This is a genomic window from Acidovorax sp. K2F (genome assembly GCF_025246485.1).
GTDB lineage: Bacteria > Pseudomonadota > Gammaproteobacteria > Burkholderiales > Burkholderiaceae_C > Acidovorax > Acidovorax delafieldii.
This window is the reverse complement of sequence record NZ_JAOBSQ010000001.1, coordinates 152397-164740: the sequence shown is the minus strand read 5'-3', so window position 1 is coordinate 164740 and position 12344 is coordinate 152397. Positions and strand designations below refer to the sequence as shown.

Annotated in this window: 15 protein-coding genes; 3 read left to right on the top strand and 12 right to left on the bottom strand. The window is 65.9% G+C overall.

Going from position 1 to position 12344, the window contains the following annotated elements:
- Positions 1-113 precede the first annotated feature (113 nt).
- The 10 genes from N4G42_RS00805 to N4G42_RS00760 form a co-directional block, all read right to left on the bottom strand.
- On the bottom strand, positions 114-917 hold the full coding sequence (locus N4G42_RS00805; RefSeq protein WP_313771893.1) for an amino acid ABC transporter ATP-binding protein: 804 nt from the start codon (positions 915-917) through the stop codon (positions 114-116).
- Complete coding sequence (locus N4G42_RS00800; protein WP_260665800.1) at positions 901-1554, bottom strand: amino acid ABC transporter permease; 654 nt, start codon at positions 1552-1554, stop codon at positions 901-903. Before N4G42_RS00800 ends, N4G42_RS00805 begins: the two co-directional genes overlap by 17 nt.
- 6 nt (positions 1555-1560) lie before the next feature.
- The gene (locus N4G42_RS00795; RefSeq protein ID WP_260665799.1) at positions 1561-2235 is read right to left on the bottom strand and encodes an amino acid ABC transporter permease; all 675 of its coding nucleotides are present in this window, start codon (positions 2233-2235) and stop codon (positions 1561-1563) included.
- Between the two features lie 68 nt (positions 2236-2303).
- Positions 2304-3125 (bottom strand): transporter substrate-binding domain-containing protein, encoded by an 822-nt coding sequence (locus N4G42_RS00790; protein ID WP_260665797.1) that lies wholly within the window; start codon positions 3123-3125, stop codon positions 2304-2306.
- Positions 3122-3916, bottom strand: coding sequence for a GntR family transcriptional regulator (locus tag N4G42_RS00785; protein ID WP_099731604.1), 795 nt, complete (start codon positions 3914-3916; stop codon positions 3122-3124). The genes N4G42_RS00790 and N4G42_RS00785 overlap by 4 nt, the downstream gene beginning before the upstream one ends.
- Before the next feature lie 264 nt (positions 3917-4180).
- On the bottom strand, positions 4181-4645 hold the full coding sequence (locus N4G42_RS00780; protein ID WP_313771892.1) for a DUF2752 domain-containing protein: 465 nt from the start codon (positions 4643-4645) through the stop codon (positions 4181-4183).
- Complete coding sequence (locus N4G42_RS00775) at positions 4617-5189, bottom strand: hypothetical protein (protein ID WP_260665796.1); 573 nt, start codon at positions 5187-5189, stop codon at positions 4617-4619. Before N4G42_RS00775 ends, N4G42_RS00780 begins: the two co-directional genes overlap by 29 nt.
- A 107-nt stretch (positions 5190-5296) precedes the next feature.
- On the bottom strand, positions 5297-6805 hold the full coding sequence (locus N4G42_RS00770) for a carboxylesterase/lipase family protein (RefSeq protein ID WP_260665794.1): 1509 nt from the start codon (positions 6803-6805) through the stop codon (positions 5297-5299).
- Positions 6802-7800 (bottom strand): Bug family tripartite tricarboxylate transporter substrate binding protein, encoded by a 999-nt coding sequence (locus tag N4G42_RS00765; protein WP_260665793.1) that lies wholly within the window; start codon positions 7798-7800, stop codon positions 6802-6804. Before N4G42_RS00765 ends, N4G42_RS00770 begins: the two co-directional genes overlap by 4 nt.
- A 95-nt stretch (positions 7801-7895) precedes the next feature.
- Positions 7896-8588: a TetR/AcrR family transcriptional regulator gene (locus tag N4G42_RS00760; RefSeq protein ID WP_260665792.1), complete on the bottom strand. Its 693-nt coding sequence runs from the start codon at positions 8586-8588 to the stop codon at positions 7896-7898.
- A 170-nt stretch (positions 8589-8758) separates the two neighbouring features.
- On the opposite strand from N4G42_RS00760, the gene N4G42_RS00755 reads away from it, so the two are divergent.
- From N4G42_RS00755 to N4G42_RS00745, 3 genes are all read left to right on the top strand, one after another.
- Positions 8759-10183, top strand: a complete 1425-nt coding sequence (locus N4G42_RS00755; RefSeq protein ID WP_260665791.1) for an FAD-binding oxidoreductase — start codon at positions 8759-8761, stop codon at positions 10181-10183.
- Positions 10184-10302: 119 nt separating this feature from the next.
- Positions 10303-11094, top strand: coding sequence for a hypothetical protein (locus N4G42_RS00750; RefSeq protein ID WP_260665790.1), 792 nt, complete (start codon positions 10303-10305; stop codon positions 11092-11094).
- 79 nt (positions 11095-11173) lie between these two features.
- Entirely contained in the window at positions 11174-11467 is a 294-nt protein-coding gene (locus N4G42_RS00745; RefSeq protein WP_101390007.1) for a hypothetical protein, read from the top strand.
- A 142-nt stretch (positions 11468-11609) separates the two neighbouring features.
- On the opposite strand, the gene N4G42_RS00740 is transcribed toward N4G42_RS00745, so the two are convergent.
- Entirely contained in the window at positions 11610-11966 is a 357-nt protein-coding gene (locus N4G42_RS00740; protein ID WP_260665788.1) for an antibiotic biosynthesis monooxygenase family protein, read from the bottom strand.
- A complete protein-coding gene (locus N4G42_RS00735; protein ID WP_260665787.1) occupies positions 11963-12307 on the bottom strand; it encodes an NIPSNAP family protein in 345 nt (114 codons plus the stop codon). Before N4G42_RS00735 ends, N4G42_RS00740 begins: the two co-directional genes overlap by 4 nt.
- Positions 12308-12344: the final 37 nt, after the last annotated feature.

The following is a 12344-nucleotide window of genomic DNA, read 5'->3' as shown; positions in this document are numbered from 1 at the left end:
TGCCCTGAGCCAGAGGCCGGGGTAGGCGCAACTACCAAACCGCAAAGCCTGCCCGCGCTGGAACTCCAGGGCGTGGGCAGGCCTTTGTGCGTACAAGCAGCGGCAAATGAATTTCAGTCGTGCAACGATGACAAAAACTGCTGCAGCTCAGGCGTCTGCGGACTTCCAAACAGCTGGGCAGGCGTGCCCTGCTCATGCACCCGCCCCTGGTGCATGAAGATCACACGGTCGCTCACCTTGCGGGCGAACGCCATCTCGTGCGTGACCATCATCAGCGTCATGCCTTCTTGCGCCAGCGATTCGACCACGCGCAGCACCTCACCCACCAGTTCAGGGTCCAGCGCCGAGGTGATCTCGTCGCACAGGAGCACCTGCGGCTCCATGGCCAGTGCGCGAGCAATGGCCACGCGCTGTTGCTGCCCGCCCGAGAGCTGGTCGGGCATGGCGTCAAACTTTTCGGCCAACCCCACGCGCGCCAAAAGCTGACGCGCCTGCGCCTCGGCCGCCTTGGCATCGCGCGCCTTCACCAGCGTGGGCGCCAGCATGATGTTGCGGCCCACAGAGAGGTGCGGAAACAGATTGAAGCTCTGGAAGATCATGCCCACCTGCTGGCGCAGCGCGCGCATGGCGGCAGGGCTGTCGTGCAGCAGCTTCTGGCCGTTGACGCTGAGGGCGCCTTCCTGGAACTCCTCCAGCCCATTCACGCAGCGCAGCAACGTGCTCTTGCCCGAGCCACTCTTGCCGATGATGGCGATGACCTCGCCGCGCTGCACTTTCAGGTCGATGCCCTTGAGCACTTCATTGCTGCCATAGGACTTGCGCAGCGCAGTGATGTCCACAATGGGCGGCTCACCCACCACGATGCCGTCGTGCGCAGGGGTGGGTTGGGTTGCGGAGGCTTCAGCGGCGATGGCCATGGAGTTTCCTTTCAAGGGACTGCGCCACCAGGCTCACCGGGAAGCACAAAACAAAATACAGCAGCGCTACGCAGGCGTAGACGAGGAAGGGCTTGTAGGTGGCGTTGGAGATCATGCTGCCCGCCTTGGTCAGCTCCACAAAGCCGATGACCGAAGCCAGCGCCGTGCCCTTGATCACCTGCACCAGAAAGCCCACCGTGGGCGGCACCGCGATGCGCAGCGCCTGCGGCAGCACCACATGGCGCAGCTGTTCGCCGAAGTTGAGCGCCAGGCTCTGCGCCGCCTCCCACTGCCCCTTGGGGATGGAGGCCACACAGCCGCGCCAGATCTCTGTGAGGTAGGCACTGGTGTAGAGCGTGAGCGCCACCGCAGCGGCCGTCCACGGCGAGGTCTTGATACCGAACAGCGCAATGCCGAAGTAGGCCAGGAACAGCTGCATCAGCAGCGGCGTGCCCTGGAACACCTGCACATAGGCGCCCACCGCGCGGTCCACGCCGCGCAGCTTGGACAGACGCAACACCAGCAGCACCAGGCCCACCAGGCCACCGCCGATGAAGGCGATGAGGGACAGGGACACCGTCCAGCGCGCTGCGAGCAGCAGGTTGCGCAGGATGTCCCAAAGGGAAAATTCAACCATCTCGATTTACCTCCCCACCAAGAATCGGGTCCCCACCCACATCAGCAGACGACGAGTCAACATCGACAGCACCAGGTACACAGCAGTGGCCAGGATGAAGGCCTCGAAGGCGCGGAAGGTGTTGCTGGAGATGAGGTTGGCGGCGTAGCTCAGCTCGGGCGTGGAGATCTGGCCGCACACGGCCGAGCCCAGCATCACGATGATGATCTGGCTGACCATGGCAGGCCACACCTTTTGCAGCGCGGGCGGCAGCACCACGCGCCGGAAGGTCTGGCCCGGCGTCAGCGCCAGGCTGTGCGCGGCTTCGATCTGGCCGCGTGGCGTGGCCTCGATGCCTGCGCGGATGATTTCGGCGGAATACGCGCCCAGGTTGATCACCATGGCCAAGACCGACGCGAACTCGGGCGAGAGCTTGAGCCCCAGCGCGGGCAGGCCGAAGAACAGGAAGAACAGCTGCACGATGAAAGGCGTGTTGCGCACCAGCTCCACATAGCTGGCCACGGCCCAGCGCAACGCAGTGGGCCGGTGGCCCAGGTTGCGCGCACGCGCCCAGGCGCAGACCGTGCCCAGCAGCAGGCCCAGCACGGTGCCCACGATGGTGAGGGCTATGGTCCAGACCACGCCGCGCACCAGCAACGGCCACGACGCGAGGACGGCAGAAAAATCGAGCGCAATCAGCATGCTTGTGCCCTGCGCCGCTTGTCGCGCCGCAGGCCCTTGGGTTTCAGCAATTCATCCTGTGCGCCGCATCACAGGGGCAGGTCACCCGCAGGACGACCCAGCCACTTGTTGGACAGCTTGTCGATGTCGCCCGACTTGCGGGCCTCGGCAATGATTTCGTTCACGCGCAGGCGCAGCTTGTCTTCGCCTTTGGCCACACCGATGAAGTTCGGGCTGTCCTTGAGGAGCAGCTTGTATTCGGTGGCCAGATTGGGGTTCTTGACCATGATGGTGCCCGCCGTCGATGCGCTGGTCGCAATGGCCTGCGTCTGGCCCGACACAAAGGCCGCAATGCTGGCGGCGTGGTCTTCAAAGCGCTTCACATCCACGCCGGGAGGCGCGACTTTGGCCAGCTCCTGGTCTTCCATGGCGCCGCGCGTCACGGCCACCGTCTTGCCCGCCAGGTCGGCAAAGCTCTTGATGTTCAGGCTCTTGCTCGCAAACACGGCCTGGAAGAACGGTGCGTAGGCCGCAGTGAAGTCGATCACTTTCTCGCGCTCGGGGTTCTTGCCCAGCGTGGAGATCACGAGGTCGGCCTTCTGCGTCTGCAGGTACGGGATGCGGTTGGCGCTGGTCACGGGAATCAGCTCGACCTTGACGCCCAGCTTGGCGCCGATGTAGTTGGCCATCTCCACGTCCAGGCCCTGGGGCTTGAGGTCGGTGCCGACAAAGCCGTAGGGCGGGTAGTCGGTGGGGATGGCGATCTTGATTTCCTTGGCCTTGAGAAGGTTGTCCAGCGCGTTCTGCGCGTGGGCGGCAGGTGCCATCAGGGCCGCTGCGAGGCCGGTGGCGGCAAGCACGCCCAGGGTCAGGCGGCGGGTGGACGAAGTGACGGTGCGGACGGTGGTCATAGCAGGGCTCCTAGGTAGGTGGATGCGTCGGCGGGTGCGTCTGGGTCAGACGCTGGGGGGATGGAACTGGTGGCGGCGCGGGGCTTGCGCGCGCGGGCTGGTGCGGTGGTTGGTGCGGGGCTCTTGCGCACCGGTGCCAGCGCGTCGCGCAGCCCGGCCAGCGGGTCGCTGCTGGCCTGCAGGCGCAGGGCCGACTGCACGGTGCCGATGTGCTCGGACATGAGTGCCTCGGCGCCGGCAATGTCTCCCGCTTCCAGCGCCTCGACGATGCGCACATGGTCGGCACAGCTCTGAGCCGCATCGTGCGATGACTGGTAGAGCATGGCGATGAGCGTGGTGCGCGCCGTGAAGTCGCGCAGCGTGTCGGCCAGCAGGCTGTTGCCCAGGCATTCAGCCAGGCACACATGGAAGTCTCCCAGCAAGAAGCTGCGCATGCCCACATCGGTGCCCGCCAGCGCGGCTTTTTCGCGTTGCAGATGGCTCTTGAGCTGGCGCAGCGCCGTCTTGTCCACCACCTTGAGCTGGTGCAGCAGGCCCAGCTCGATCACGCGGCGCGCCTCAAAGGCCTCGCGCGCTTCGTCCTGCGACGGCTCGATCACATACCAGCCGCGCCGGGCACTGACGGTGACGATGCCCCGTGTGGCCAGCCGCGTGAGCGCCTCGCGCACGATGGTGCGGCTGCAGTCGAACAGCATGGCCAGCTGCTGCTCGCCCAGGCGGGAGCCGGGCGCGAGCTTTTGCGCCATCACGGCTTCGATGATGCGGTTGCTGATCTCGGTGGCGGTGGTCATTGCCTGCGGTATCGCAGGTTCCGTGCCAACTGGTATACAAGCTGAATGCACCAGCCTGGCGCACGGAGGCTGTGCACCATGGGGCAGCCTGCCCCGCAACGATGCGCGGGGCTGCGCTAGCCTGACCCAAGGGGATGCTGGTGCATGGATGTGGTGCAGGCGCTGGCGTTGGCGGGCCACCGGCTGCGCAGGGCACTCAGACGGCCATAGAAGGCGGTCACCTCACGAAGAGGAAGTACCAAGACCCAAGGACCCAGCGAGCGGCTACACCAGCCCGGCCAGGCGCGAGAGCCAGGACAGCACCAACCCGCTGCCCAGCACGGCAAACACTGCCGGGTGCCACCAGGGCCAGCGCGCCACGCGGCGGCGGCCCTGAGCGCCTTCGACCACCGCCTGGCCCGCCAGCAGCAACAGCCACAGCAGCAACACCATCGCACCCGGGTTGGCTGCCCAGGCTGCCGCCCAATCGCCCTGGACCAGGGCCGCACACGCGTGCGTGCCGCCGCACAGCGGGCAGGGTATACCCGTCAGCGCACGAAACCCGCAACCCAGACCCGGCCCGCCCTGCCCCAGCCACCAGGGCGTGGCGGCCATGGCCAGTGGCCAGCCCAGGCCCAACGCCAGCCGCTGCCGCCGATCGCCCCCGCCCAGCGGCTGCCAGGCGGGCGGGCTGCCCACCGGCACCACTGCGGGGCCGGGGTCAGAGGGGAGGAAGGGCCACCGGCTCATCGCCCACCAGCTGGCGTGCCATGTAGTAGGAACCGATGGTGGACAGCGGCAGCGTCAGCAGCGCACCCACCCAGCACAGCAGGAAACCCAGCGAGCCCACGATGCCCAGCACCAGCGAGCAGAAGAACGCCGAGCCCAGGTTCTTGGTCACGATGGTCCAGGCCTGGCTGAATGCCGCGACGCCATCGCGCTCGCCACGCGCCACGAAGAACAGTGCCACCGGGGGCAGCGCCATGACCAGCAAGCCGGGGATGAAACACAGCATGAAGCCCAGCGACACCACCAGCGAACTGATGAGCCCCGCCACAAAGGCGGGCACAAAGTCGTCAAAGCCCCGAAAGACGTCGCCGATCTGCACCGCTTCGCCGCGCGTCTCGCGCTCGATCATGCGCATGTAGCCCACCATCATGGGTCCGGCCAGCAGGCCCGCGCTGATGCCGGCGACCACCATCACCAGCAAGGTGCACACCACATGGGTGAGGACGTTTTTCTTGAAGGTGCCCCAGGCACCCGACAGGCAATCTCCCACACTGGCTGAAGCCATGGCAATCCCTCTCTCTGTAGTTGGTCAGTCGCGCGCAAGCGCTGGCTCAGTGTAGCGAGCCAGCGGCCGCTGTGGTACCCCTGACGGTGAGCCCTGAGAGAGGGTCGCTACAGAACTCCCTCCCACAGCGCAAACCGCTCCGGCTGCGTGAGGGGCGCACAAAACAGCGTTTCGCCCACATGCTGGACCGGTGGCTGTGCACCGGCATACGGCGCCCATCCAGGGTTGCCATCCCGCGCAAACGCCACCCAGCGCTGCTGAAGTGCCTCGGCCAGCACAGCGGGCGGCGTCGGCCCCGTGAGTTCCTGCCCTGTGGGCGTGTGGAGATTGCCGAACACAAACGGCAGCTCCAGCCCATGCGCTGCGCCCAAGCGCCCACGCCACTGCGGCGAGGGCCAGGTGAACTCATAACCATGGGCGCTGCGGGCCCAGCGGTGGGCCAGCGCGGCAATGCGCTGCGCGGGCACGCGGTAGTAGTAGTCGGACTGCAGAGCGCACAGCCACTCGCCAGGCGTTTGCTGCGCGGGTGGCAGCATGTTTCGCAGGGCCTGTGCGGCGGAGGCATTCAAGCCCACGTCCTGCGCAAAGGCATGGACCTGCGCCTCTGTCACCCGGTCAATGGCACCGCCGGGCACGTGGTACAGGCGCATCTCCTGCGCGTTGCTGCCCACCAGCACCTGCAGGTCGGGCGGCTGGGCCGCCCACTGCTGCGCAAGCGCCTCCAACGGCGTTGCGGTGAGCACCTGGCCATCCACCACGGGCCGCAAGGGAAAGAAGTTGCGTCCGCCCAGCCCGTGCTGTTGCCGCAGGGCGGGCTCGGAGGCCAGCCGGTGTACGGCGTGCAGCACAGCAGCCTGCTGCGCCGCGCCCAGTGCAGCCAGGGTGGACTTCACACCCGCCAGCACGGCCACGGCATGGCGCGCCGCAGCGGCCTCCTGCAAGGTCTGGCAGGCGACGCTGGGGCTTTGCAGAATGGCGCGCTGGAACAACCCACGCGAAGCGGGCATGCCCATCAGACAGGCCAAGGCCCCGGCACCGGCCGACTGGCCGAACACCGTGGTGCGCGCTGCATCTCCGCCCCAGGCGTGGATATGGTCGCGCACCCACTGCAGTGCCATCAGCAGATCCATCAGGCCGCGATTGGCGGGCGCAGCGTGCTCCTCGCCTTCGAAGTGCAAAAACCCGTCAATGCCCAGCCGGTACTGCACCGACACCACCACTACGCCCCGTCGCGCCAGCGACGCCCCGTCGTACAGCGGCTCGCTGGCCGCGCCGCGAAAGAAGCCTCCGCCATGCACCCAGACCATGACGGGCAGGTGGGCTCCTGGCTCGGCGGTTGGCGCCCACACATTGACCGCCAGGCAGTCGTCGCCCCCCAGCATGGGCGCATCGGCACGCGCGCTGCGGGCCAGCTGCGGTGCCATGGGCGCAAACGCGGTGGCATCGCGCACGCCGGACCACGGCGAAACAGGCAACGGCGCCGCAAACCGCAGCGCGCCGCGTGGCGCTTGCGCGTACGGCATGCCACGGAACACACACACGCCCTCTTCCCACAGGCCGCGCAGTTGCCCACCGTGGGCCAGCGTGACCTGAGGCTCTGCAGTGCCCGTCGTCATTCCGTGGCCAGGCCCAGCTTGTCGATCAGCGGGCGCCACACGGCCGCATCACGCGCCGCCCAGGTGCGCGCATCGGCAGGTGCGGTGGCAGTGAGCGTGACGTTCATGGCTTCAAGGCGAGCCTTGTACTGCGAATCGCCACCCCGACACTTCTCAGTGACCGCATTGAGCCGGTTCAGCAACTCGGGGGGCGTGCCAGCCTTGGCCACCACGGCAATCCACGCGGGCCGCGCCAGGTCGCTGGCAGCGGGCAAGGCTTCGGCGATGGTCGGCACATCGGGCAGCAACGGCGAGCGCTGCGCACCAAACAGCGCCAGCGGCACCAGCTTGCCCGCCTTGACCTGTGCTGCTGCCGTGCCAATCACCAGCGTCATCGCGTGGATCTGCTGGCCCATGAGCGCGGTGAGGCCCGCGCCCTCACCCACAAAAGGCACATGGGTGCCGGGCACACCCAGCTTTTCTATCAACGCCGAGGTCAGCAGGTGCGCTGGGCTGCCCTTGCCCGGCGACCCGAAGTTGACCCCGCCCGGCGTGGACCGCGCCAGCTTTTGCAGATCCGCCAGGCTGGCAATACCCTGCCCTGCGGGCACTGCCAGCACCAGCGGCGACGTGCCCAGCACCGCCACGCCATCAAAGTCGCGCAGCGGGTCGTAAGGCTGCTGCTTGTAGACGTAGGGCGTGATGGTCATCTGCGACATGCCGATGCTCAGCAGGTTATAGCCATCTGCAGGCTGGGCCTTGAGGTAGTTGACGGCCAGGATGCCGTTGGCCCCGGGCTTGTTCTGCACCACGACGGGCTGACCCAGTTCGCGCGCGGCGCAGTCGGCCCACACCCGCGTCATGGCGTCCGAGCCACTGCCGGGCGGCTGCTGGGCGATGAGCTGGATGGGTTTGACCGGGTAGGCAGCAGGCTGCTGCGCCTGGGCGCGACCGGCCAGGCAGGCGAGTGCGGCCAGCGCGACTATGCTTGGAACGCGCGTAAAAGCTGAGGTCATGGTGTGTCTCCTGGTAATGTTTTCTTCGATGGATGTCCGCGATGCGTGGCGTGCAGGCGGGAGATGCCGCACGACAAGCAGGCAGACAAAAGGGGTCAGCGACGGCGTGTACGTGCCTTGGTGGACACAGCGGCGGCCGTTGATGGCACAGCCGCTTCGCACCGGGTGGCAATCCAGTCGGCCAGGCAAACCAGTTGTGCCTGCTGGACGGTATCGGGCACGGTGGGCGGTGCAGGCGCAAACAGCTGCAGCAGCCCCAGCCCGCGCAGCGACGACAGCACCAGGCCCAGCAGTCCATCGCGGTCGGGTTCTGCTGCCAGCTCGGGGAAGGCGCTGAAAAAGCCTTCGTGCATGCGCGCCTGCACGCTCTGGCGCAGCTCGGCAATGTGGCCCAGCACCTCGGGCTGGTTGCGGCAGCCCAGGTAGATGTTCCAGGCCACGATGAAGCGCGGCTGCGCGTAGACCAGGCGCCACACCGCCTGCACAAACTTCGCCGCCCGCTCGCGCGCTGGCAGTGCCGCGCTGGGCCAGAGTTCGCCCGAGCGCACGGTGGACTCGATCAGCTCGCTCAGCACGTTCATCATCAGCACCGCCTTCGACTCGAAGTGGTGCTGCACCGCGCCCGAGGTCATGCCCGCCGACTTGGCCAGTTCGTGGATGGACATCTCCTCCAGGCTGCGGTGCTGGATCACGTCGATGGCCGTGGCGATCAGGTGCTGGCGGGTGGCGGCGCTGCGCTCCGCATGGGTGCGGCGCGCCCCGGCCTTGGGGGAAACACGGTGGTTCATGACGCTTTCACAATATACATTTCGAACGTAATGTATTTACACCCCCGCTGGCCAGCAAGCCCGTGAATACCCGCATCCCCTCCCGGGCCCAAGGTGGATCACCCAGCACCCGGCCACGGGGCCGAACCTAGAATGCTTCTCACTGACCGCACCCACCGGAGACACACACCATGAACGCCCCCACCGCTGCCGCCCACCTGCTGCCCGAAATCCAACTGCGCGACGTTCCGCAAGCACTCATCGATGCGCTGCAGGCCCGCTTTGGCGCGCAGTGCTCGCTGGCCCAGGCTGTGCGCGAGCAGCACGGGCGTGACGAAGGTTCGCTACAGGCCCCACCGCCCAGCGCCGTGGTGTTTGCCGAAAGCACGCAGGACGTGGCCGACGCGGTCAAGCTGGCCAGCCAGTACGAAGTGCCTGTGATCCCCTACGGCGCGGGCTCCTCGCTCGAAGGCCACCTGCTGGCCGTGCAGGGCGGCATCAGCATCGACGTGAGCCGCATGAACCAGGTGCTCAGCATCAACGCCGAAGACCTCACGGTGACCGTGCAGCCCGGCATCACGCGCAAAGCACTGAACGATGCGATCAAGGACACCGGCCTGTTTTTCCCCATCGACCCCGGCGCCGACGCCAGCATTGGCGGCATGGCCGCCACCCGCGCCAGCGGCACCAACGCCGTGCGCTACGGCACCATGCGCGAGAACGTGCTGGCGCTGGAGGTGGTGACCGCCAGCGGCGAGGTCATCCACACCGGCACGCGCGCCAAAAAGAGCAGCGCGGGCTACGACCTCACGCGCCTGCTGGTGGGCAGCGAAGGCACGCTGGGCATCATGACGCAGATCACCGTGCGCCTGTACCCCCTGCCCGAGGCCGTGAGCGCGGCCATCTGCTCGTTCCCGAGCATCGAGGCTGCCGTGCGCACCACCATCCAGACCATCCAGCTGGGTGTGCCCATCGCCCGCGTGGAACTGATCGACCACCACACCGTGCGCATGGTGAACGCGCACAGCAAGCTCAATCTGCGCGAAGAACCCATGCTGCTCATGGAGTTCCACGGCTCACCCGCCAGCGTGAAGGAACAGGCCGAGATGGTGCAGGACATTGCCAGCGAATTCGGCGGCCAGGCTTTTGAATGGGCCAGCACGCCCGAAGAGCGCACGCGCCTGTGGACCGCGCGGCACAACGCCTACTTCGCCGCCGTACAAAGCCGCCCCGGCTGCCGCGCCATCAGCACCGACACCTGCGTGCCCATCAGCCGCCTGGCCGACTGCCTGCTCGAATCGGTTGACGAAGTGGAAGCCAGCGGCATCCCCTACTTCCTCGTCGGCCACGTGGGCGACGGCAACTTCCACTTCGGCTACCTCATCGACCCGAACAGCGCCGAAGAACGCACCAAAGCCGAAGCCATGAACCACACCCTGGTTGCCCGGGCTCTCAGCATGGGCGGCACCTGCACCGGCGAACATGGTGTGGGCATCCACAAGATGGGTTTTTTGCTGGACGAGACCGGCACGGGCGCGGTGGACATGATGCGCGCCATCAAGCGGGCGCTGGACCCGAAGAACATCCTGAACCCAGGCAAAATTTTTGCGATGTGAGGGCATGGCGCCGTCCGCCTGGACGGCGGAGACCCATGGTCGATCGAGCCTCAAAAAGATGGCGGAGGCGCCACCGGGTGCATCTCCGTACCCATCAATGAACAACAAGAGAGGTCAACGTGGGTGCTTGGGGAGCAGGTCTCTTTTCCAACGACACAAGCTGTGATGTTCGCGACGACTATGTCCGTCACCTGAAGCACGGGCTCTCTGCCGAGGAAGCTCGCCAGAAGATCCTGGCCCGCTACGGCGACCTGCTCGCAAACACGGAAATCGCCTGCCTTGTATACCTCGCCCTGGCCGACACCGCGTGGCGCTATGGGCGACTGGATCAGGCACTGAAAGACAAAGCCCTTTCGCTGCTGCAGTCGGGTGGGGATGTCGCTGTGTGGGAGCGGGATGCACCTGACGACGTCGCGTCGCGCCGCAAAACCCTTCAGGCACTGGAGGCCCGCCTCCACAAGCCCCAACCGCCTGAAAAGCCGATCCAGGTTTCACTACCAAAACCAAAGAAGATCCGGACCTCAGCCCCTGTGGGAACGGTTTTCTCCTTGGACCTGCCCCAGGGAGGCTCGGCCTTGCTGGTGCTGGTGGGGTTTGCGGAGCTGGAGAACAGCGTGGACCCCGTCTTTTCGGTCCTCGGCCAGCGCTTTGCCTCGCCATCAGAGATGCCCGCTCAGATCACCGAGAGCGATACAACGTTGGTGCTTTCAAAGACCTCTTATCAGCCCTATCAACACGTCGCCATTCTTCCCAAAGACGAAAGAAAGAACATACTTTCAGGGCTGGTGCACACCAGTATTCCGGTGGCCGCCGCCATGCCTTACCAACGCGACCGTACGGTGTGGTTGACCCTGGGGCGCATTGCCAAAGAAATCAACGCGCACATGGCTACCGAGCCTGCGCGTGCATAGCACCAAAACCCTCACCTGACGGTTGTTGCGCCCCTCCGAGAGCGTTTTCACAGTGCACAAAAAGCCTATGCCATTTGACATGTACGCCAACGGCCAGCACGAAGCCATCCAGCACCAGGAAGAGTTCATCTTTGCACTGGCCCAGGCCAACGCTCCTCAGTTCCCGGCACTTTCAGCGCTATGGGAGGCGTACTACGACGATCCCCGTATCTCATCCGCACATGCCAGCGCACTGTTGCATGAACTGATCGCGCTGCTGGCTATCAACGGCGGTAGCGCCAACAAGTCCCTGGTGAACATCGTCGTTCGTTTGTTGCCCTTTTTCAGCATGGCGAGCCAAGGCGGTCATGAGATCAGAACGCAGAGTGACTGAGAAGATGTGCCCGCGCATCTAGAAAGCGCAGAAACGGGCATGGAGTTGCACCGACCACCCGGCCTGCCGCTGCTGGATGAGTGCGGGGCGCTAACGTGAAGATCACGAGGCGAGTCGCGTACTCTCGGCCGAATGCAACGAACTACGGCATGCCAGTTTCCAGCGTGGCGCGCGAATCCGGCGGCGCTTCTTCCCGGTCGTACATGCCGTAGTCCCGTACCACAGCGGCCACACGCAAACGGTAGTCACGGAAGATGCTGGCGCGGCCCAGCCGCTGGGTGTGACGGTGGGCTTCCATCTGCCGCCAACAGGCCACGGCCTCCTCGTCGCGCCAAAAGGACAGCGACAGCAGACGGCCAGGCTCAGTCAGGCTCTGAAAGCGCTCAATGGAAATGAAGCCATCCACTTGCTCCAGCAGCGGACGCAACGCTGCAGCCGCTTGAAGGTAAGCGTCCTGCTGACCGGGCGCTGGTTGAACTTCAAAGATCACGGCCATCATGCGGCAGGCTCCTGCCGGTGGGCGGGCAGACCCAATGTGCCTTCCACCCCCTGCGTGAACGTGCGCTCCTCGCGCAGAATGAAGCGCTTTTCCTGCGCCAGCACAAAGTTAGCGAGGCCTTCGGGGTCTGCGCGCAGCCGCGCACGGTAGGCCTCGTAGGCAGCCAGGGACTCAAAGCCGATCAGGCCCCAGGCCTCGTAGTTGCTGCCTTCGTGCGGCAGGAAGTAGCCCAGCAGATGACCACCGCAGCGGGGAATGATCTGGCCCCAGCGGCGTGCGTATTCGGCGAACAGCTCGCGCTGAAAGGGATCGATTTCGTAGCGAATGAAGCATGTGATCATGGCGTTCAGGAGAGGTTGGTGGACAAGGGCTTCACGA

Coding starts and splice junctions, on each gene's coding strand:
- N4G42_RS00805 (WP_313771893.1), bottom strand. CDS start 917: ATGGCCATCGCCGCTGAAGCCTCCGCAACCCAACCCACCCCTGCGCAC.
- N4G42_RS00800 (WP_260665800.1), bottom strand. CDS start 1,554: ATGGTTGAATTTTCCCTTTGGGACATCCTGCGCAACCTGCTGCTCGCA.
- N4G42_RS00795 (WP_260665799.1), bottom strand. CDS start 2,235: ATGCTGATTGCGCTCGATTTTTCTGCCGTCCTCGCGTCGTGGCCGTTG.
- N4G42_RS00790 (WP_260665797.1), bottom strand. CDS start 3,125: ATGACCACCGTCCGCACCGTCACTTCGTCCACCCGCCGCCTGACCCTG.
- N4G42_RS00785 (WP_099731604.1), bottom strand. CDS start 3,916: ATGACCACCGCCACCGAGATCAGCAACCGCATCATCGAAGCCGTGATG.
- N4G42_RS00780 (WP_313771892.1), bottom strand. CDS start 4,645: ATGAGCCGGTGGCCCTTCCTCCCCTCTGACCCCGGCCCCGCAGTGGTG.
- N4G42_RS00775 (WP_260665796.1), bottom strand. CDS start 5,189: ATGGCTTCAGCCAGTGTGGGAGATTGCCTGTCGGGTGCCTGGGGCACC.
- N4G42_RS00770 (WP_260665794.1), bottom strand. CDS start 6,805: ATGACGACGGGCACTGCAGAGCCTCAGGTCACGCTGGCCCACGGTGGG.
- N4G42_RS00765 (WP_260665793.1), bottom strand. CDS start 7,800: ATGACCTCAGCTTTTACGCGCGTTCCAAGCATAGTCGCGCTGGCCGCA.
- N4G42_RS00760 (WP_260665792.1), bottom strand. CDS start 8,588: ATGAACCACCGTGTTTCCCCCAAGGCCGGGGCGCGCCGCACCCATGCG.
- N4G42_RS00755 (WP_260665791.1), top strand. CDS start 8,759: ATGAACGCCCCCACCGCTGCCGCCCACCTGCTGCCCGAAATCCAACTG.
- N4G42_RS00745 (WP_101390007.1), top strand. CDS start 11,174: ATGTACGCCAACGGCCAGCACGAAGCCATCCAGCACCAGGAAGAGTTC.
- N4G42_RS00740 (WP_260665788.1), bottom strand. CDS start 11,966: ATGATGGCCGTGATCTTTGAAGTTCAACCAGCGCCCGGTCAGCAGGAC.
- N4G42_RS00735 (WP_260665787.1), bottom strand. CDS start 12,307: ATGATCACATGCTTCATTCGCTACGAAATCGATCCCTTTCAGCGCGAG.